The organism is Exiguobacterium sp. s50, assembly GCF_018618175.1.
Classification (GTDB): Bacteria; Bacillota; Bacilli; order Exiguobacteriales; family Exiguobacteriaceae; genus Exiguobacterium; species Exiguobacterium chiriqhucha.
Genome location: NZ_JACSLP010000005.1, coordinates 176,372 through 193,991, shown reverse-complemented (window position 1 = coordinate 193,991; position 17,620 = coordinate 176,372). Strand labels below are relative to the sequence as shown.

The following is a 17,620-nucleotide window of genomic DNA, read 5'->3' as shown; positions in this document are numbered from 1 at the left end:
AAAGGCAGGAGTGAGGGGAAGATGTACCAACGATTTCAACACACATTAATCATGAATTACATATGGGGTTCAGGCATCGCCGTGTTCGGTGTCGGGGGGCTGTTCATTTTTCAGACGCTCGATTTATCCAAGACGGAGATGCTCATCCTCTTGGCTATCATGGGGCTGTCCGGGATGATGATGATTGGGCTTGAACTGCTTCTTTATCGACGTCACATCCGACCGATCCGTCGTGTGTTTCAAACAGAGACACCAACGTATGAGGAGCTTCAACAGGCGTTCGATCAAACGAGTCACTTTCCTACGTTGACGGTGAAACGGATTCTCGGTCCGCATTTGTTCGGTTTGTCCGTGCCGGCGATGAGTATGACGGCACTCGCCATCGAACAAGGGTGGATTGACTTGCCGTATCGGTTGATTGGCTTGGCGGCGTTCGGTGCTATTTTAATCGCCATCTTGCATGCGTTGATTGAATTCTTTTTGACCTATCGCTCGGTTGAACCGTTGTTGCTTCAGTTGCAGGAGATGAGCGGAAACTTGTACGGGCGGCCGCTCCAAGCGACGTATCGCTCCATTAGCGTCCGGACGAAACTATTGATCAGCATGCTCGTCATCGGTGTGTTCCCGGTCGCATTGTTCATCCTCGCGTCCGGGGTGCAACTGTCGACTGTCAATCAGGTCGATGCATACTGGCAGTGGGCGGCTGTGATTTTAGTCGTTATCATCGGGGTCGCGACGTTTAGCAGCTTTTTGCTGTATGACAACATCAAACGTCCAATCAGTGCATTAACCGAAGGGGTCGCCGCGTTAGATGCCGGACGATTGAATCAGATTGATAACCCTTACTCGGATGAGTTCGCCCAACTCGTCACGGGCTTTAATCAGATGGTCACGAACGTCACGTATCGAGATGCGGAAAACGAGCAACTGTTGAACAGTCTGTTCGTCTTGTTCGCTGCAACACTCGATGCCCGGGATTCGTATACGGCCGGGCATTCCGAGCGAGTCGCCGCCTATTCTGTCGAGTTGGCACAGGCGCTCCAGTTGCCGGCCGGACAAATCGAGCTGCTCCGCAAATCGGCGCTACTCCATGATATCGGGAAGATTGGTATCCGTGACGATGTGTTGTTGAAGGAAGGGAAGCTGACGGATCATGAGTTCGCGCAAATTCAAGAACACCCGACCATCGGAATTCATATTTTGAATCAAATTTCCCTACCGGCTGCGTTACAACCGATATTGGCAGGTGTCCGGTCCCATCATGAACGGATTGATGGGCGCGGATATCCGGATCGGTTGGTCGGAGAGGAGATTCCGCTCTTCGGTCGTATCATGGCAATCGCCGACGCATATGACGCTATGACCTCTGACCGTCCATATCGGGACGGGATGCCAGTCGAGAAGGCTCTATCGATTTTAGAGAGTGGTCGCGGTACACAGTGGGATCCGGCGTTCGTCGATGTATTCATTAGGTTACGACGTCAGGCCATCTCTGCTTAAACAAACAGGTCCGCCCCACAATTGGGCGGACCTGTTTGTTAAAGGAACGTTTCAATGAGATACACCCCGACGATGCCGCCGATGACGACGAGCATCAAGTTGACCCGAAGGAATGCGAGCGTTGCGGCGACCACCCCACCCGCTAAAGCGGACGTAAGACTGGTCGTTGCCTGCAGGATGCCCGGGAAAATGAGACTGGCGAGCACCGCATAAGGCGTGAACAGTAAAAATCGCTTCAAGAACGGCGGCAACTTGATGTCCCGGAGCCAAAGCAGCGGAACGAGCCGCGGGATGTATGTGACGAACGCCATGGCCAGGACGAGCAAAAACAGACTGATCATGCCTCATCCTCCTTGTATACCAAAGCGCCGATGCCGGCTGCGACCATCGTGGCCAAGATGATGCTCAAACCGGACGACAGCGGGATGAATGGAGAGACGCCGAAGTAGAGAATGGCTTGAGTCAAGACGGCGATTGCAGCCACGACGATGACCGGTTTGCGGGTAAGGGATGGGACGAGTAGGCCGATGAACATGGCGTACAAGGCGATGCCCATACTCGCTTGGACCGAGGCGGGCAAGCCGAAGGCGAGAAAGACGCCAATCCATGTTCCGACGTTCCAAGCTAAGAAGGCGATTAGGTTTAGCCCGAGCACAAAGTGACCGCGCGTCGACTCGTCACGCGTCGAGGCGACACTGAACGTCTCATCGGTCACGCCGAACGCGATGGCGGCCAGAAATCGATTCGAGGTCGTCTCGAGACGTTGGGACAACGACGCCGACATGAGGAAGTGCCGTAAGTTCAGGATGAACGTCGTCAAGATAATCTCCCAATACATCGAACCGGCCATGATCAGTTGGACGCCAATAAATTGACTGGCGCCGGCAAAAATGAATAATGACATGGCGAGCGTGATGACGTTTGGCATATCGAATGATTTCGCAAGCAGCCCGAAAGCGATGGCAATCGGGATATAGCCGACAGCGACCGGTATACCGGCCCGCATGCCGGAACGGAAGGCGTCCTTATTCGGGATCGGTGTCATTTGTGAGACCGGAGTTGCCATGAGACCCCCTCCATTTCAGAGATGATTAGTTGTGGATTCGAGATTGGGTCACGCTTTCCTGCTCGAACTCGAAAAAAATAGGGTATATATAGGCGATAAGGAGTGTGAATATATGAGTCGTGCAGAAGAATTTATCGCATCGTATCACCGGATCGAGGATCATTTGAGTCGCGAGATGGGGGACGGCCAGCATTTCAGTTTCAGCAACATGGTCAATCGTCTTGCCAAACATAACCCAATCATTGAACGTTACAAAGAAGATTTACATCAAATGAGCCAATTGCGAAACGCCATCGTCCACGAGCGGCGCGAGCCAGATTTCATCATCGCGGAACCGCATGAATCGCTCGTTAATTTGATTCTCGAGGTGGAGAAAGAACTCCTTCATCCGCGTCAAGTCATCCCGCTGTTTCGTAAAATTGTGACGACGTTCGACGCCGATGACTCGTTGGTCGACGTCCTCGGTGAGATTCGAGATAAGAACTACTCGCAGTTCCCGGTCTATAACCATGACGGGTCATGGCGCGGGTTATTGACAAAAAAAGGAGTGACCAGCTGGCTCGCCGAAACGGTCAACGGGCCGCATGTGTCACTCGAAGGCATTCAAGTCAAGCACGTGCTCCATCACGATCCGCACCTGCGACGGTATCGGTTTATCGCGAAAGAGACATCGGTCATCGAGGCACACCATCATTTCATCAACATGAAAGACGGGGTCCGGCTCGATGCGTTGTTGATCACTGAGACAGGACAAGAAGATGAACCTTTGCTCGGGATCATCCGGCCGCAAGATATTTTATACGTCATCGGTTGAGGCGCCGTGCTCGATGGCGACCTCATATTGGGTGACCGTGTTTCCAAGGACGATGGGCTTCACTTCAGAAGTACCGTCGTCCCGTTTTTTATGGGCATGTTTATACGCTCCGCTATCACGCCAATTTTCGAAGCTCGCCGCATCGCGCCAAGTCGTCATGATGACGACTTGATCTTTCGTCTCGTCCGACGTATCGGTCAACACTTGCATCCGAACGAACCCATCCATCGACTCGATGCCTTTCGTCGTCTGGAAACGGGCCGTGACCGCAGCGACTTTCCCTTTTTCAACGTCTAGTTTGTTCATGACAATCCACATGCACATGTCCTCCTCTGCGATATCGTACGCGTCCATTATACCTTGAACGCATTCAATGAATCGCTCGAGATGCTCGCGTCAACGTTTCGCCCACCAGTCCTCGAACGTCCAGTTTTGTTGTTTGATTATCGTCGCTTCTTTTACACCGACATAACGAAGATGCCACGGTTCATAATTGTAGCCGGTGATTTTCTCTTTGCCTTTCGGATAGCGAACGATGAACCCGTAACGGTGTGCCTGTTGGAGCATCCATTTTCCTTCAGGGGTTTGGTCGAACGAGGCATAGAGCCCCATCCGCATCCGTGCACTCGTCATATCGACGGCGAGTCCGGTCTGATGTTCGCTATGGCCGGGACGGGCGACATATTTTGAGGCATATGCCGTGCCGCGGGTATTGACCCAATACGTGTAAAGCGATTTTTGCGTGGCATAGGAGCGATAGGCACTGAGCGCATACAGCGTATGTCCTTCTTTTCGCCCGGCATAATAGAGACGAGCGAGGGCGTGAGCGGCTTCAGCGGCCATGAGGGTGCGCTCGCTTCCTTTTGTATAGACGGTCGGGATGGTCAACGTGACGAGTTGACGAGAGCGATACGTGCTCGATAGTCCGTGTTGTTTATTGACGAGTCGAAGCCGTTCTGTAGCCGTAAGTGTTGGGATCCCGGCTTTCAAATTACTAGACGGAGTGTAGTAGCGTGTGCCATTGATGTAGACATTCGACCAGCTTCGGTTGTAGGTCGTGTAGCGGACAGGCGTATTGGTCAAAAGCGTCTTGGCGACCGGAGACGATTGCATCGCCCGCCAATATAATTTCGTCGTCTTGATGGTATAGCCTGGCTGAGGTGAAGGCGTCGCGGCAAAGGTGGACGTGGTGGGGAAGATGAGCAACAGGACGAGGAGTACACGGATGAGCTTCACAGGAAAGACCCCCTTTTTGCTGGATAGTCTTCTTTTCCCGGTTTTTAAGGAGATGAAAAGAAGAGAAATTGGGGAATAGTGAACAGGACTGTCTCCGCCTCTTGACCTGCTTCCTGTACTGCGCGAGCCCGATGTGATGGAGAGCGGGAAGTAGTACACTGAATGTAAGAGGATGGTTGAGACTAGAAAGGAGTGAACGTATGGAACTCATTTTTGGTTTACCGTTATTGTTGCTCGTCTTGTTCTTCGCCTTTTTGTATTTCAACATCAAAGGGTTATCGAACATGTGGAAAGACTATGATCGGACGAAATCGATGATGCCGCTCGGGTTCTTTATCGTCGGGATTATCGGAATCTTCACCGGCGTTTGGACGTGGCTCGTCATCTTGATCTACTATGCAGTCCGTCCGAAAGCCTGACCTGACACCGTGTGCGAAAGCGCATGGTGTTTTTTTGTTATACTGGGGGTGAGGTGTTGTCATGGAGAAATTGATCAAGGCGTGGTTCATCATCACGCTCATAACGTTTGTATTATTCAAACTCGGCGAGACGATGACTGCCGCCTATACAGAAACGGCGGGTGAAGGGAATCCCTACGTGCTCGTCTTGCTCATCGGTTGGCCGTTCGTCCTGTTGTTCATCTGGATTACGATTCGGCTTGCTCGGCGTGCGGTCGAATCGGTTCATCGCCTGGGACGAGTCGGTCTTTTAGCCGGGAGCCTCGTGATGGCGGGAATCGGTCTATATATCAACGCCGGTCAAGCGGCTTCGCTCCGGGCTGGAATCCGTGCTTCTGAGAATGCGGCGTACGCCTCAGGATGGAACCAGTTCACGAACATCATTTATGCGAACCAATTGACGTTTTTCGTCTTGACGGTCAGTTGCATGGCAATCGGGGTAGCGTTTTCCTTCGTCACGCGAAAACAAACGAACGAGGAACGGCTCAACTAGCCGTTCCTCGTTCTTGTTCACTGCAATTTGTTTTGATAGAGACGAGCGTACCGGTCGGCCGCGATGATGGCATCGGCCACTTGTTCAGCGGTCACATCGAACCCACTATGAATCGTCTCACCTTCCGCCGTTGCCGCTTGACCGACTTTTAGGATGTCTTCACGGGAAGCGTCTTTCAACTTCACGTCTTCGAGTGTGACCGGCAACTCGAGCGCCATATACAAGGCGACGTAGCGGTCGAACTCTTCCTGCGTTCGGCCTTCGAGCGCAAGTTGGACGAGTGTGCCGAACGCGACTTTTTCCCCGTGCGTCAAATGGTGGATGTCTCCGTGGAGGGCGGTGAAGCCGTTATGAATGGCGTGGGCCGCTGCGAGCCCGCCGCTTTCAAAACCGAGACCACTTAGAAGTGTGTTCGCCTCGACGACGGACTCGAGTGCCGGAGTGACGACTTTGGCCTTCACCGATTCATAAGCAGGGATTCCGTAATCGAATAGCACCTCTTCGCAGCGTTTGGCGATGGCTTCCGCGGCAATCGTCGGGACACCACCCGCCATCGTTTTGCCACCGAAGGCGAGGACGCTCCGGACTTCGACCCATGTCGCGAGCGCATCGGCAATCCCCGAGGCGAGGAATCGGGCCGGGGCCTCGGCGATCAATTTCGTATCGACGAGGACCAAATCCGGGTTCTTTTTATAGAAGCGATAGCTTTCAAAGTTTCCTTCATCCGTATAGATGACGGACAAGGCGCTCGTCGGGGCATCCGTTGAGGCGATGGTCGGGACGATGACGATGCGGGCATCGAGTTCGTCGGCGACAGCTTTCGCCGTGTCGAGCGTTTTTCCGCCGCCCATTCCGATGACGAAAGCAGTATGGCTCTCTGCTGCCGTTTTGGCGATCCGTTCAATCTCGTGACGGGACGCTTCCCCGACAAAATCGGCCTTTTCTGCGTTCACGCCGCTCGACTTGAGTGAATCGGTCACCCGTTCCCCAATCAAGCGCCAGACGATGTCATCGGCAATCAAGAGAGCCTGTGATCCAAAATGGCTAACGTGCTCCCCGATGCGATCGATTGTATTTTTTCCTTGCACGTACTTGGCCGGACTGATAAATACGCGTTCTGACATATTCAACATCCTTTCTAAAGTAACAGTGACGACAGGACAACAGTAGGTTTGTTCCCGATACAGCCCCTCCTTCAAACAGTCCTACATGTGACATCTCGGTGAAACTGCTTTGGGCTTTCTTCACAACCCGCCAATAATCACGAGTAACACTATCAAAGCGACGACGGCAAGAAATCCCCAGTCGAGTACATGCTTCATCACGGTCATTCCCTCCTGCCAGCTGATGAGACCAGTATAGACGGTGGATTGATTTCTGCCGTTCTAAAAATAGGACCTGGTCAAAAAAAGAGTAGCGTTAAGGGTTACAAGGTTTGAATGAACTCACAGCGGGAACAACTCTTTCGTATGCTTAATTTAGAAGGAGGAATTTGCAATGTCTAAACATGTACTGATTGTCACGACGTCTGCGAATCAACTGGAGAACGGTCACGCGACAGGGCTTTGGCTCGAGGAGTTTGCTGCACCGTATCTTCAATTCGAGAAACAAGGTTATAAAGTCACAGTAGCGAGCATCGAAGGTGGAGACGTGCCAATCGATGCGAACAGCCTAGAAGGCGATTTGCCGCAAGAGGTGTTGGATACGAAACACCTGTTGAAAGATACGGCGCGACTCGATCAAGTGGCCAATGACACGTATGACGCAGTCTTCCTTCCGGGAGGACACGGTACGGTCGTTGATTTCCCGAACAGTGAAACGTTACAGCGTGTCATCCGTGATACGTATGAAGGCGGAAACGTCGTCGCGGCCGTCTGTCATGGACCGATTGGACTCGTCAACGTTAATTTGAGCAACGGAGATCCGCTCGTCAAAGACAAGCGCGTTACAGGATTCACGGATGCCGAGGAACGCGAGATGCAGCTTGACTCAGCGGTACCTTTCCTCCTTGAATCGGCGATGCGCGAGCGCGGTGGAAAATTTGATGGCGCAGACAACTGGGCTGTCAACGTAACGGTCGATGAACGTCTCGTTACCGGACAAAATCCGCAATCTTCAGAACAAGTCGGGGCAGAAATCGTCAAATTGCTCGGATAGTCCCACAGACAGCTTAGGTTACTCCTAAGTTGTCTTTTTTTCGGACATATGTCCTTTTCAAGCCTTCTCATCTCACGTAAAGTCAGACGAGGAGATAGGAGGAAATCGGATGGGTCTGTTATTTGCCGTGCTTTCAGGCACGTTCATCGCATTGCAAGGGATTTTTAATGCCAAGCTCGGCTACGCGGTCGGTGCTTGGGTGTCGGTCACGGTCGTTCACCTCGTTGGCCTTGTACTTGCTCTTCTCATTTATGCGTTCAAGCGGGATGCAGACATGACGGCGTTTCGGCGCGTACCTTGGTACTATAGCTTGGGCGGTCTGTTTGGGGTGTTTGTCGTTTTCGGAGAACTGACTGCTATTCAACAGCTCGGTGTGACTTGGGCGATCTGCGTCTTGCTCGTCGCCCAATTGATCGGGGCGTTTTTGATTGATGTGAACGGATGGTTTGGTGTGAAACGGAAACCGCTCAACCAAGGTCAGCTCACAGGACTTGCCTTGATGGTCGCCGGGATTGGCATTTACACGTTCACGTAAGGGGGAGACGGATGAAAGTAGAGGCAGCACTAGAACGACTCGGGTGGGTCCACCTGTTCTCGGAACAAACATTAGAGGCATCGACGATTGTGACGTATCCGTCCGGAGCGATGCTCTGCACGAACGATAACCCGATCGAGTCTCTCTTCGTCGTGTTAGAAGGGCGTGTCAAAATCTATACGTTGAGCGAGGAAGGCAAGTTGCGCTTGCTCCGTTTGAAGATGGCCCCGACATTGATTGGGGATATCGAATACGCCAGCGGACGCAACGTACTCCACACGGTCGAGGCCGTCGGGGCAGTAACCTGTCTGCGCGTGCCGTTTGATGTTCTCCGCACGCATAACCGAACGATCGAGTTCACGGAGCATCTTCTGCGCGGCGTATCTGAGAAACTGTTCATCGAGGCGAATGCCTCGTCGAACCATCTCATGTCGACACTCGAAGAACGATTAGCGGGATATCTCGTCTCGCTCAGCGAATCAGGGAACGACTTGTTCCAAGACGAGATGAGTCAGTTGAAACGAAAAGAAGTGGCGGAATGGCTCGGGACGAGTTATCGTCATTTGAATCGGACGTTACAATCGTTCGCGGATGAAGGACTCGTCGAAAAGACGCGGACAAAAGTAACGATTTTAGATGCGACTCGATTAAAAGAACGTGCCAATGGCATGTTGTACGAATAAGGAGGCAACTCATGATAGTAGGAATCATCTGTTCGGCGGTAGCCGGCGCATTTATTAGTGTACAAGCTGCAGTCAATGCCAAAATGAACGCCCATCTGGGGGCATGGGCGACAACGGTGCTCGTCTTCATTGTCGGCTTGCTTGGATCGCTTGTCCCACTCGCTTTGTTCGGTGGTAATGTTCACGGCGTATTCGAAATCTCGCCGATATACGCGCTCGGCGGGTTGCTCGGGGTCGGTGTCGTCTTCTGTGTGATGCGAAGCATTCAATTGCTCGGACCGACGCTATCGGTGTCCATCATTCTCGTATCTCAGTTGATATGGGCGCTCGCCGTCGACCTAACGGGAGCGTTCGGGATGCAACAGTTGTCACTGTCCCCAGGGCAGGTCATCGGGTTGATGGTGTTGCTCTTAGGCGTCATCGTCTTCAAACAATCTCAAGCGGCGGCCCTGCATCAGGAAGCCGCACCCGAAGCCACTTCACGTTGAAGGGGCTTTTTCTCGAGTGAAACGGGTACAGGTGAATAACAAATCTCTGATATGATGAGATTGTAGTACGAAATATACGCAGAGGTGATGAAAACAGTGGATTCTTCCATAGTGATCGATTTACTGATCGTTTTATTCTTGATTGTGTTGAACGGGATTTTCGCGATGACGGAAATCGCACTGATCTCGTCCAAACCGGCCAAACTTGAAGTCGAGGCGAGCCGTGGTAAACGCAGTGCCGAAATCGCACTCAAGTATTCAAAAGATCCGACCGACCTGTTATCGACTGTCCAAGTCGGAATCACATTGATCGGTATCATCAACGGGGCTTACGGGGGTGCGCGTTTCTCGGCGCCGCTCGCCGATGTGTTCGCCAATCTTGGCATGAGTCCCCAGTACGCACCGACCGTCGGTTACGTCGTCGTCGTCACGATTATTACGTATTTGTCGCTCATCATCGGTGAGCTCGTGCCGAAACGGATTGCGCTCGTGGCTCCGGAAAAAGTCACGATGGCGATCATTCCGGCACTCGACTTATTTAGTAAAGTGATGCGACCGTTTATTTGGATTTTGTCGAAGTCGACACTTTTCCTTTTCAAATTGCTTGGCTTGAAAGCGGAGCAATCGAGTGGTGAGACCGAGCTCGAAATCAAGCAACTCTTGTTCGAAGGAGCCCAGCAAGGGGCATTCGCACACGAGGAAGTGCAACAGGTCGAGCGTGTGTTTGCGTTCCATGACCAGCTGATTTATGAATTGATGCAACCGCGGACGACGCTGGAATGGGTCGACCTTGAAGACGATATGGACGATATCAAGAAATCGATTTATGAGAGTAAACACAATAAACTCCCGGTCGGGCGCGATACGCTCGACGAGTTCGTCGGTTATATCGATGTCCGTGACATTTTGACATTATCGACGCTTCGGGAGCCCTCACAAATTTTGAAGCGAATCAAACAACCACTCATCGTCCCAAAACAGCGAGAAGCGAGCCAAGTGTTGCAGATGATGCAAAAGAATGGCGTCGAAATCGCCTTCGTGCTCGATGAGTACGGCGGATTCCTCGGGATGGTCACATTGTTCGATATTCTAGAAGAAATCGTCGGCGAAGTGATGATTGAAGAAGAAACACCGGAAGTCGTGCGCCGTGAAGACGGTTCGTACTTGGCCGATGGTTTGCTCGGGGTTGAGGATTTGAAGCGGACGTTCGGAATTCGAGACAATCGTTTTGATGAAGGGCGTAACTCGTATCATACTCTTGCCGGACTTGTTATTTATGCGCTCGGCGATTTCCCAAAACGGGGAGACGTTGTCGAAGCATATGGTCTTCGATTCGAGGTCGTCGATATGGACGGCAAACGTGTTGACCAAGTGCTCGTATCGATGTTGCCTGAACAAACAAAAGAAGACTGACGCCGCGGCGTCAGTCTTCTTTTTTAGGCGCGTTCCATGTCTCGAATGCCGCCTGCATGAGGACGCGGGCGGTATGAAGCATCGCCCGTTCGTCCACATCGAAGCGGGGATGATGATGAGGGAAGACGGCACCGACTTCCGGGTTACCGGCTCCGGTGAAGAAGAAGCTGCCCGGTACGTGTTGCATATAATAGGCAAAATCTTCTCCGACCATGAGCGGGGACATTTCGATGACGCCATCGGTGCCAACGACGCGAGCGGCGCTGCGACGGACGTGATCGGTCTCGATAGGATGGTTGATCACGGCGGGGTAGCCCCGGATATAGTCGAGCTCGTAGTGCGCTTCGCTCGCCGAACAGATATGGGTGATAGTCCGCTCCATCTCGGCGATGATGCGTGTTTGCGTCTCTGGTGTGAACGTCCGTACCGTGCCAGACAGCTTCGCTTCATCGGCGATGACGTTGAATGCCTGACCGGCAACGAACGTGCCGACAGTTAAGACGGCCGGTTCGAGCGGGTCGATGCGACGACTGATTACTTGTTGCAACTGGCTGACGATATTGGTTCCGACCATGACGGCATCGACCGTGTGTTGCGGGATGGCCCCGTGACCACCTTTGCCTTTGACGGTCAGTTCGAAGCGATCAGCCGCGGCCATGATCGGTCCCGTCTTCACACCAATCGTCCCGTATGGAAGCGGGGTCCAAATATGAGAGCCGTAAATATAATCGACACCGTCAAGACATCCATCTTCGATCATCGGTTTGGCCCCACCTGGCGCGAGTTCTTCCGCGAACTGGTGAATGAGGACGACATCTCCCGGAAGGTCGATTTCCGTGAGTGCTTTCGCAAGGACGAGCAACGTCGCCGTATGCGCATCATGACCGCAAGCGTGCATCGAGCCATTCACTTTCGAGCGGTACGGGACGTCCTTTAAATCTTGAATCGGCAAGGCGTCAAAGTCTGCCCGAAACGCGATGGTCGGGCCTTCGCCGCCATGAATGCGTGCGACAACACCGTTGCCACCGACATGTTCGCGCACATCGAGGCCGAGGTCGCGCAAATAAGCTGCAATCGTCCGAGGTGTCTCTCGTTCTTCGAATGAAAGTTCGGGATGTTGATGGAAGTGGCGGCGGAGCGTCACCATCTCGTCGTATAGCTCCGTCAAGCGTGAATCGAGGTCAGTCACAAGCATGATTTACACTCCTGTCCGTTGATCATTTTTGGTTGAAGCAAGGTCCATACGTCGTGTGAATTCAAATCGTCGAGAATCGGACGATGTAATAAGGTTTGCGCTTCGTCAGCCGTCACCCATCTGGCATCACTGTGCTCCTCGGAGAGGGTGACGGTCGTCGCGACCGGGTGAGCTAAATACGTCATGATGACGACTTGACGATCCGGGGCGGTCAAAAACGTCGTGGCGTACAACAATTGCTGGACCGCCACATGCAAACCGGCCTCTTCGAACACTTCCCGTTCAAGAGCGCGTTTGAGCGACTCGCCAAAGTCGAGTTTACCTCCGACGAGTTCCCACGTGCCGGGATTGACCTCGTCATCATCAGCTCGTTTGATGATGAGAATGTGGTCGTCTTGCACAATCACCGCTTTCACGGCAACAACGATGGTAGGAACGGACATGATGACACTCCTTTGTATGAATTCGTGAGAGAACCCACAGCATATATGAATCATTTTCTACATATTCCCTAAGTTATGCTTATGGTATACGACAAAAGGGAATTAATACAGGAGAAAATCATGAAATGAGGTGTCGAAATGGGTTGGATTATCGCAATCGGTATCATCGTTGTCTTGGCGTTCATCTATTTTTCGATGTACAACGGACTCGTCAAATATCGGAACTGGGTCGACGAGGCATGGGCACAGATTGATGTGCAGCTGAAACGGCGTTACGATTTGATTCCGAACTTGGTCGAAACGGTGAAGGGCTATGCCAAGCATGAGCAAGAGACGCTCGCAAAAGTTGTTGAGTTACGGAATCAACTCGGTTCGAAGACGAGCCGTCAAGAACAGATGGAAGTGAACGATCAATTGAGCGGCGCATTGAAGAATTTGTTCGCACTCCGGGAGGCATACCCAGATTTGAAAGCGAACGAGAATTTTAAGATGCTCCAAGAAGAATTGACGCAGACGGAGAATAAAGTCGCCTATTCACGGCAGTTATATAACAATACGGTCATGAAATATAACACGAAAGTCGAATCGGTCCCGACGAACATCATCGCCTCCGTCCATAATTTCGAAAAACGCGACATGCTCGAAGCACGTGAGGAAGAACGCGAAAACGTGCGTGTCTCATTCTAATGGATTGGGGTGGCGACGATGATCCTGTATGAACAAATTCGTAAAAATAAAATCAAGACCGTGTTCATCGTGGCCGGATTCGTCCTTCTCGTCTTGGCCGTTGGAGTGGTCATCTCATATTTGAACTATGGTGATCCGCTCCCAGGCCTCATCTTCACTCCGGTGTTCTCGTTGTTTTATATCGGGATTGTCATCATGTCGAGCACGAACATCGTCATGAAGATGAACCATGCCCAAGAAATCACCTCGGTCGACCAGCACCGATTTCTGTGGCATACGGTTGAGAACATGGCCATGGTCGCGCGTGTCCCGATGCCGCGCATCTTTATCATCAACGATGCGTCACCGAATGCGTTCGCGACCGGCCTGAAACCAGAGAAAGCGGCCGTCGCCGTGACGACCGGACTGCTCGATCAGTTGACGCGAGAAGAAGTCGAAGGCGTCATCGCCCATGAAGTCGCCCATATTAAAAATTACGATGTGCGATTGGCGACGGTGACGCTCGCCCTCGTCTCGGTCATCGCCATCATGAGCGATATCGGCTCACGGATGCTCTTCTTCCGAAGTGTCGGTGGCCGCCGCGACAACAACCAAAACCCGATTTTTATGATCGTCGGGCTGGTGTTATTGATTCTTGCGCCGCTCATCGCCACGCTCGTCAACTTGGCCATCTCGCGAAATCGCGAGTTTTTGGCGGATGCGAGCGGGGCCGAGTTGACGCGTAATCCGGATGCGCTCGCGTCGGCGCTAGAGAAAATCGCGAATATCCAAACACCGGTGAAGGAAGCCTCTCGCGCCTCGGCGTCGCTCTACTTTTCAGACCCGCTTAAGAAAAAGCTGAGCGGTCTGTTCTCGACGCACCCGAACCCGGCTGAACGGATTGCCAGACTTCGCAGCATGTAGCCTATAACGAAGGTCCTCTTTTTAGAAGAGGGCTTTTTTGTACGTGAATAGGATCAACTTAATTCGCAAATTCAGTTTGTATCAATATTAAATGGGAATGATAGTAAAAAGAGGATGAAATGGAGGAGATTCCATGTTTGAGTCGGCACTCGAGTTAGGCATTGTCCTATTTTTATTGATTTATTCCATCACGGTTTCGCTCATGTTGATGTCAGCCAAGAAGAGCTGAGTGAACGACAATTTTATTAACATATGAGCCAAGACGGCAAAAAGCCACCTCGTGCGCGAGGTGGCTTTCGTCAGTTACCCGGCGCGATGGCTCCGGAGTTTTTCAATCTCTTCGAGGACGAATTGGACGTTCGTTCCGACGATGACTTGAATGTGGTTCGGGCTGACAACCTTGATACCAGGGATGCCCGCTTTCTTGATTTGGGCTTGGTCGACCGTATCCATGTCTTTCACATCGACGCGGAGACGTGTGACGCATGACTCGATGCCTGTGACGTTTTGATCGCCACCGAGACCATCGTAAATCATCACTGCCATCGCTGAATATTGACCGCCGGCAGCGACTGGAGCCGTCTTCGTTTCGCCTTCAGGAGTCGTTTCCGTTGCGACTGCGTCAACCGCTTCGTCTGACTCACGGCCTGGCGTTGCCAAGTTGAGCTTGACGATCATGAAGCGGAAGATGACGTAGTAGATGGCACCGAAGACGAGACCTTGAACGAGCAACATGTACGGCTGGTTCGCGAGCGGTAACCGTGAGCTGAGGACAAAGTCGACAAGACCGGCGCTGAAGCCGAATCCGGCCGTCCATTGGAACGTCGCCGCGATGAAGAGGGAAACCCCTGTCAAGACCGCGTGGACGAGGTAGAGAACTGGTGCGAGGAACATGAACGAGAATTCGAGCGGTTCCGTGACACCTGTGAAGAACGATGCGAACGCTGCGGCGAGAAGGAGCGAGGCCGCTTGTTTTTTACGTTTTGTTTTCGCTGTATGGTACATGGCGAGGGCTGCTGCCGGAAGACCGAACATCATAATCGGGAAGAACCCGGCTTGATAGCGTCCAGTAATCCCTTTCACACCTTCACCTGACCAGAAGTTACCGATATCGTTAATGCCGGCCACATCGAACCAGAATACCGAGTTCAAGGCGTGGTGAAGACCAGTTGGGATTAACAGACGGTTGAAGAAGCCGTAAAGGCCTGCCCCGATTGCACCCATTTTAGAGATCGTTTCCCCAAATCCGACGAGTCCTGTGTACACGACCGGCCAGACGAAGTAAAGGGCGACCGAGACGAGGATCATCGAGAATGCCGTCATGATTGGCACGAGACGCTTCCCACTAAAGAAGGCGAGTGCATCTGGTAGCTTCACATGACTGAAGCGGTTGTACATTTGAGCGGCGACGATACCTGACAAGATACCGACGAACGCGTTGGCAATCTTACCGAACGCTGGGTTGACGGCTTCGACGTCGACACCTTGGAACAAGGCGACCGTTGCCGAAGACAAGAGTGTCGTGACCGTGAGGAAGGCGACAAGTCCGCTTAGAGCGGCTGAGCCGTCACGGTTTTTCGCCATCCCGAGGGCGACCCCGACTGCGAAGAGAATTGGAATGTTATCGATGATCGCTGAACCGGCTTTGATCAAGAATGCGGCGGCGATGTTTTCAGAACCCCAGCCGACCGGGTCGATCCAGTAACCGATCCCCATGAGAATGGCCGCTGCAGGAAGTACGGCAACCGGCAACATGAGGGAACGTCCGAGACGTTGTAAAAAGTTCATCATTGTGAATGTCCTCCTTTTTGATGGTGTTGATCTTGCAAGCGTTGAATGTGGAGCGTGATGTAACCAAGCTCTGATTCGGGCAAGACGATGCCGTATAAGTCTTCCATTTCGTTTGCGACGTCAGACGCACATGCATAGGCAGACGAGAACTTCGTTTGAATCATCTGAAGCATATCTTCGTCGATCGTATGGTGATCGTAATGGTTGACTCGATCCATGACGAATCGTAAATGAGTTAATAAGCGTTGATAGGATAAGTCATCTTCTTCTATAGATAGATCGAGCCGTCTCGAAATCGATTGAATCATGTCACGTACGATTGTCGTCTGTTTGACCGTCTTGCGTAAATCACCTCCCTTCACTTTTAATGTATGGATGTGCAGCGCGATGAAGGCCGCCTCATCTTTCGGCATCTTCACGCCGAGTTTGTCCTCGATGAGGTGAAGCGCCCATAACCCGATCTCGTATTCGTTGCGATATAAAATCTTAATCTCGTTCAACAGCTTGTTGCGGAGCGAGATGCCTTCTTGCTCGCGCTCGATGGCAAACGAGATATGATCGGTGAGCACGATATGGATGTGTTCGTTGAACGTCGTCTCGAGCCGTTTTTCCGCATGCGAAATGATTTCTTCTGAAATCGTGAAGTGCTCAATTGGAATCCGTGTCAGCAGTTGTTGAAACTTATCATTCTCCGACATGACGAACAGCTTTTCCACCTTATGCGGATTGACGATATCGTTGCGAGCCTTCTTGAACGCGACGCCTGGTCCGATGGCGATCTTCTCTTCGCCCTCGTCCGAGACGATGACCGCGTTGTTGTTTAAAATCTTTTTAATTTTTAACATGTGTCCTCCTAACGAGGAGTCATTGTTCCGCTTGAGCGACGACGGTTTTCCCGGGAAGCGATGGGCCTCCTGCATGGAACGAATACGGGTGCTCTAACGTGCTCCCGTTTGTGATGACCATCGGAGTGACCGTGTCTTTACCGGCTCGCTGGATTTGTTCCAAGTCGGCCGTCAACAGTGGCTGTCCGGTCGTGACCGTGTCACCGACTTTGACGTGGACGTTGAATGGGCTACCCGCGAGTTCGACCGTATCGAGTCCGACATGAATCAAAATTTCAGCTCCGTCTCCCGAACGGATACCGATCGCGTGCTTCGTCGGTGCGACTTGGATGATGGTTCCATCTACCGGTGCGACGACCGTTCCGTCCGTCGGCATGATGGCAATCCCGTCGCCCATCATCTTCTCGCTGAAGACGGGGTCGGTCACTTCCTCAAGTGGAATGATGTCTCCTTCCACGGGTGCGTAAAGTGTCAGTGTATGTCTCTTCATCCACTTATTCAATAACATGTTCGATTCATCCTTTCGCTTGAAAAATGATTGTGAAAAAACAAAACAGGCATGGAGTATAGACGGGTGGCGTGAGCCTTTCGTCTTACCCCATGCCTGATCGAATCAGTCACATGTGATCATTATTCGTTTCGTCACCCTCAAGATAGCACGCCGATGTATAGATATCAAGACCTAATTTGAAAGCGTTCTCTAGAAATTTTACTTCTTCGAAAATCTGTTGTATAGTTAGGGCGAAACTGAATGGGAAAGGTGTTGCATGTTAATGAGTGAGGTTGTATCTGCCTAACGAACTGAAAAATGTTGGATGACGCGTCTTTTTGTCATGCCTTCATGTTCTGTTACAGATACCGCCATTCATAAACTGCCAGACACCGGTCTGTCTTTTTGCGTTGGTCGTCATCG

21 protein-coding genes are annotated in these 17,620 nt (G+C 51.9%); 11 read left to right on the top strand and 10 right to left on the bottom strand.

All coding sequences use genetic code 11. From position 1 onward, the window contains the following. Positions 1-21 precede the first annotated feature (21 nt). Positions 22-1,500, top strand: coding sequence for an HD domain-containing phosphohydrolase (locus KNP68_RS09260; protein ID WP_214708332.1), 1,479 nt, complete (start codon positions 22-24; stop codon positions 1,498-1,500). 38 nt (positions 1,501-1,538) lie between these two features. Here the strand turns inward: KNP68_RS09260 and KNP68_RS09255 are convergent, their stop codons facing one another. After that, positions 1,539-1,841, bottom strand: a complete 303-nt coding sequence (locus KNP68_RS09255) for an AzlD domain-containing protein (protein WP_131471719.1) — start codon at positions 1,839-1,841, stop codon at positions 1,539-1,541. Next, positions 1,838-2,566, bottom strand: a complete 729-nt coding sequence (locus KNP68_RS09250) for an AzlC family ABC transporter permease (protein ID WP_214756446.1) — start codon at positions 2,564-2,566, stop codon at positions 1,838-1,840. Before KNP68_RS09250 ends, KNP68_RS09255 begins: the two co-directional genes overlap by 4 nt. 112 nt (positions 2,567-2,678) lie before the next feature. Here KNP68_RS09250 and KNP68_RS09245 point away from each other — a divergent pair, with 112 nt between their 5' ends. Continuing rightward, positions 2,679-3,380, top strand: a complete 702-nt coding sequence (locus tag KNP68_RS09245; protein WP_131471717.1) for a CBS domain-containing protein — start codon at positions 2,679-2,681, stop codon at positions 3,378-3,380. On the opposite strand, the gene KNP68_RS09240 is transcribed toward KNP68_RS09245, so the two are convergent. Then, positions 3,363-3,698, bottom strand: coding sequence for an antibiotic biosynthesis monooxygenase (locus tag KNP68_RS09240; protein WP_034780505.1), 336 nt, complete (start codon positions 3,696-3,698; stop codon positions 3,363-3,365). The two genes, KNP68_RS09245 and KNP68_RS09240, sit on opposite strands and share 18 nt — an antisense overlap. A 78-nt stretch (positions 3,699-3,776) precedes the next feature. Continuing rightward, entirely contained in the window at positions 3,777-4,616 is an 840-nt protein-coding gene (locus tag KNP68_RS09235) for a M15 family metallopeptidase (RefSeq protein WP_034780507.1), read from the bottom strand. Positions 4,617-4,816: 200 nt separating this feature from the next. On the opposite strand from KNP68_RS09235, the gene KNP68_RS09230 reads away from it, so the two are divergent. Together KNP68_RS09230 and KNP68_RS09225 are read left to right on the top strand one after the other, a co-directional pair. Beyond that, entirely contained in the window at positions 4,817-5,035 is a 219-nt protein-coding gene (locus KNP68_RS09230) for a hypothetical protein (RefSeq protein WP_034780509.1), read from the top strand. Between the two features lie 61 nt (positions 5,036-5,096). Next, complete coding sequence (locus KNP68_RS09225) at positions 5,097-5,567, top strand: hypothetical protein (protein ID WP_034780511.1); 471 nt, start codon at positions 5,097-5,099, stop codon at positions 5,565-5,567. Between the two features lie 17 nt (positions 5,568-5,584). Here KNP68_RS09225 and KNP68_RS09220 read toward each other — a convergent pair whose 3' ends face one another. Continuing rightward, positions 5,585-6,691 (bottom strand): glycerol dehydrogenase, encoded by a 1,107-nt coding sequence (locus KNP68_RS09220; protein ID WP_131471713.1) that lies wholly within the window; start codon positions 6,689-6,691, stop codon positions 5,585-5,587. Positions 6,692-7,064: 373 nt separating this feature from the next. Here KNP68_RS09220 and KNP68_RS09215 point away from each other — a divergent pair, with 373 nt between their 5' ends. From KNP68_RS09215 to KNP68_RS09195, 5 genes are all read left to right on the top strand, one after another. Next, the gene (locus tag KNP68_RS09215) at positions 7,065-7,724 is read left to right on the top strand and encodes a type 1 glutamine amidotransferase domain-containing protein (protein WP_131471711.1); all 660 of its coding nucleotides are present in this window, start codon (positions 7,065-7,067) and stop codon (positions 7,722-7,724) included. 109 nt (positions 7,725-7,833) lie between these two features. Beyond that, positions 7,834-8,259, top strand: a complete 426-nt coding sequence (locus KNP68_RS09210; RefSeq protein ID WP_131471709.1) for a DMT family transporter — start codon at positions 7,834-7,836, stop codon at positions 8,257-8,259. Between the two features lie 11 nt (positions 8,260-8,270). After that, positions 8,271-8,942 (top strand): Crp/Fnr family transcriptional regulator, encoded by a 672-nt coding sequence (locus KNP68_RS09205; RefSeq protein ID WP_114164987.1) that lies wholly within the window; start codon positions 8,271-8,273, stop codon positions 8,940-8,942. 11 nt (positions 8,943-8,953) lie between these two features. Further along, a complete protein-coding gene (locus tag KNP68_RS09200) occupies positions 8,954-9,430 on the top strand; it encodes a DMT family transporter (protein ID WP_131471707.1) in 477 nt (158 codons plus the stop codon). Between the two features lie 87 nt (positions 9,431-9,517). Then, complete coding sequence (locus tag KNP68_RS09195) at positions 9,518-10,843, top strand: hemolysin family protein (protein WP_131471705.1); 1,326 nt, start codon at positions 9,518-9,520, stop codon at positions 10,841-10,843. Between the two features lie 10 nt (positions 10,844-10,853). Here the strand turns inward: KNP68_RS09195 and KNP68_RS09190 are convergent, their stop codons facing one another. Next, complete coding sequence (locus KNP68_RS09190) at positions 10,854-12,038, bottom strand: M20 metallopeptidase family protein (RefSeq protein ID WP_052090255.1); 1,185 nt, start codon at positions 12,036-12,038, stop codon at positions 10,854-10,856. Next, on the bottom strand, positions 12,029-12,481 hold the full coding sequence (locus KNP68_RS09185; protein ID WP_131471703.1) for an NUDIX hydrolase: 453 nt from the start codon (positions 12,479-12,481) through the stop codon (positions 12,029-12,031). The genes KNP68_RS09190 and KNP68_RS09185 overlap by 10 nt, the downstream gene beginning before the upstream one ends. A gap of 138 nt (positions 12,482-12,619) precedes the next feature. Here KNP68_RS09185 and KNP68_RS09180 point away from each other — a divergent pair, with 138 nt between their 5' ends. Together KNP68_RS09180 and htpX are read left to right on the top strand one after the other, a co-directional pair. Further along, a complete protein-coding gene (locus tag KNP68_RS09180) occupies positions 12,620-13,168 on the top strand; it encodes a LemA family protein (protein WP_034780526.1) in 549 nt (182 codons plus the stop codon). A 21-nt stretch (positions 13,169-13,189) separates the two neighbouring features. Further along, positions 13,190-14,071 (top strand): zinc metalloprotease HtpX, encoded by an 882-nt coding sequence (gene htpX / locus KNP68_RS09175; protein WP_034780909.1) that lies wholly within the window; start codon positions 13,190-13,192, stop codon positions 14,069-14,071. Positions 14,072-14,374: 303 nt separating this feature from the next. On the opposite strand, the gene nagE is transcribed toward htpX, so the two are convergent. Genes nagE through KNP68_RS09160 form a run of 3 tightly spaced genes read right to left on the bottom strand, consistent with a single transcriptional unit; the run spans position 14,375 to position 17,215 of the window. Next, positions 14,375-15,862 carry an N-acetylglucosamine-specific PTS transporter subunit IIBC gene (nagE, locus tag KNP68_RS09170; RefSeq protein WP_029596350.1) on the bottom strand — a complete coding sequence of 496 codons (1,488 nt, stop codon included), beginning with the start codon at positions 15,860-15,862 and terminating at the stop codon, positions 14,375-14,377. Beyond that, a complete protein-coding gene (locus KNP68_RS09165) occupies positions 15,859-16,707 on the bottom strand; it encodes a PRD domain-containing protein (RefSeq protein WP_029596349.1) in 849 nt (282 codons plus the stop codon). Before KNP68_RS09165 ends, nagE begins: the two co-directional genes overlap by 4 nt. Before the next feature lie 19 nt (positions 16,708-16,726). After that, entirely contained in the window at positions 16,727-17,215 is a 489-nt protein-coding gene (locus tag KNP68_RS09160) for a PTS sugar transporter subunit IIA (protein ID WP_214756441.1), read from the bottom strand. Positions 17,216-17,620: the final 405 nt, after the last annotated feature.

What these genes read in the sequence shown, in the direction of transcription:
- KNP68_RS09260 (WP_214708332.1), top strand. Translation starts at nt 22, where the DNA reads ATGTACCAACGATTTCAACACACATTAATCATGAATTACATATGGGGT.
- KNP68_RS09255 (WP_131471719.1), bottom strand. Translation starts at nt 1,841, where the DNA reads ATGATCAGTCTGTTTTTGCTCGTCCTGGCCATGGCGTTCGTCACATAC.
- KNP68_RS09250 (WP_214756446.1), bottom strand. Translation starts at nt 2,566, where the DNA reads ATGGCAACTCCGGTCTCACAAATGACACCGATCCCGAATAAGGACGCC.
- KNP68_RS09245 (WP_131471717.1), top strand. Translation starts at nt 2,679, where the DNA reads ATGAGTCGTGCAGAAGAATTTATCGCATCGTATCACCGGATCGAGGAT.
- KNP68_RS09240 (WP_034780505.1), bottom strand. Translation starts at nt 3,698, where the DNA reads ATGTGGATTGTCATGAACAAACTAGACGTTGAAAAAGGGAAAGTCGCT.
- KNP68_RS09230 (WP_034780509.1), top strand. Translation starts at nt 4,817, where the DNA reads ATGGAACTCATTTTTGGTTTACCGTTATTGTTGCTCGTCTTGTTCTTC.
- KNP68_RS09225 (WP_034780511.1), top strand. Translation starts at nt 5,097, where the DNA reads ATGGAGAAATTGATCAAGGCGTGGTTCATCATCACGCTCATAACGTTT.
- KNP68_RS09220 (WP_131471713.1), bottom strand. Translation starts at nt 6,691, where the DNA reads ATGTCAGAACGCGTATTTATCAGTCCGGCCAAGTACGTGCAAGGAAAA.
- KNP68_RS09215 (WP_131471711.1), top strand. Translation starts at nt 7,065, where the DNA reads ATGTCTAAACATGTACTGATTGTCACGACGTCTGCGAATCAACTGGAG.
- KNP68_RS09210 (WP_131471709.1), top strand. Translation starts at nt 7,834, where the DNA reads ATGGGTCTGTTATTTGCCGTGCTTTCAGGCACGTTCATCGCATTGCAA.
- KNP68_RS09205 (WP_114164987.1), top strand. Translation starts at nt 8,271, where the DNA reads ATGAAAGTAGAGGCAGCACTAGAACGACTCGGGTGGGTCCACCTGTTC.
- KNP68_RS09200 (WP_131471707.1), top strand. Translation starts at nt 8,954, where the DNA reads ATGATAGTAGGAATCATCTGTTCGGCGGTAGCCGGCGCATTTATTAGT.
- KNP68_RS09195 (WP_131471705.1), top strand. Translation starts at nt 9,518, where the DNA reads ATGAAAACAGTGGATTCTTCCATAGTGATCGATTTACTGATCGTTTTA.
- KNP68_RS09190 (WP_052090255.1), bottom strand. Translation starts at nt 12,038, where the DNA reads ATGCTTGTGACTGACCTCGATTCACGCTTGACGGAGCTATACGACGAG.
- KNP68_RS09185 (WP_131471703.1), bottom strand. Translation starts at nt 12,481, where the DNA reads ATGTCCGTTCCTACCATCGTTGTTGCCGTGAAAGCGGTGATTGTGCAA.
- KNP68_RS09180 (WP_034780526.1), top strand. Translation starts at nt 12,620, where the DNA reads ATGGGTTGGATTATCGCAATCGGTATCATCGTTGTCTTGGCGTTCATC.
- nagE (WP_029596350.1), bottom strand. Translation starts at nt 15,862, where the DNA reads ATGATGAACTTTTTACAACGTCTCGGACGTTCCCTCATGTTGCCGGTT.
- KNP68_RS09165 (WP_029596349.1), bottom strand. Translation starts at nt 16,707, where the DNA reads ATGTTAAAAATTAAAAAGATTTTAAACAACAACGCGGTCATCGTCTCG.
- KNP68_RS09160 (WP_214756441.1), bottom strand. Translation starts at nt 17,215, where the DNA reads ATGTTATTGAATAAGTGGATGAAGAGACATACACTGACACTTTACGCA.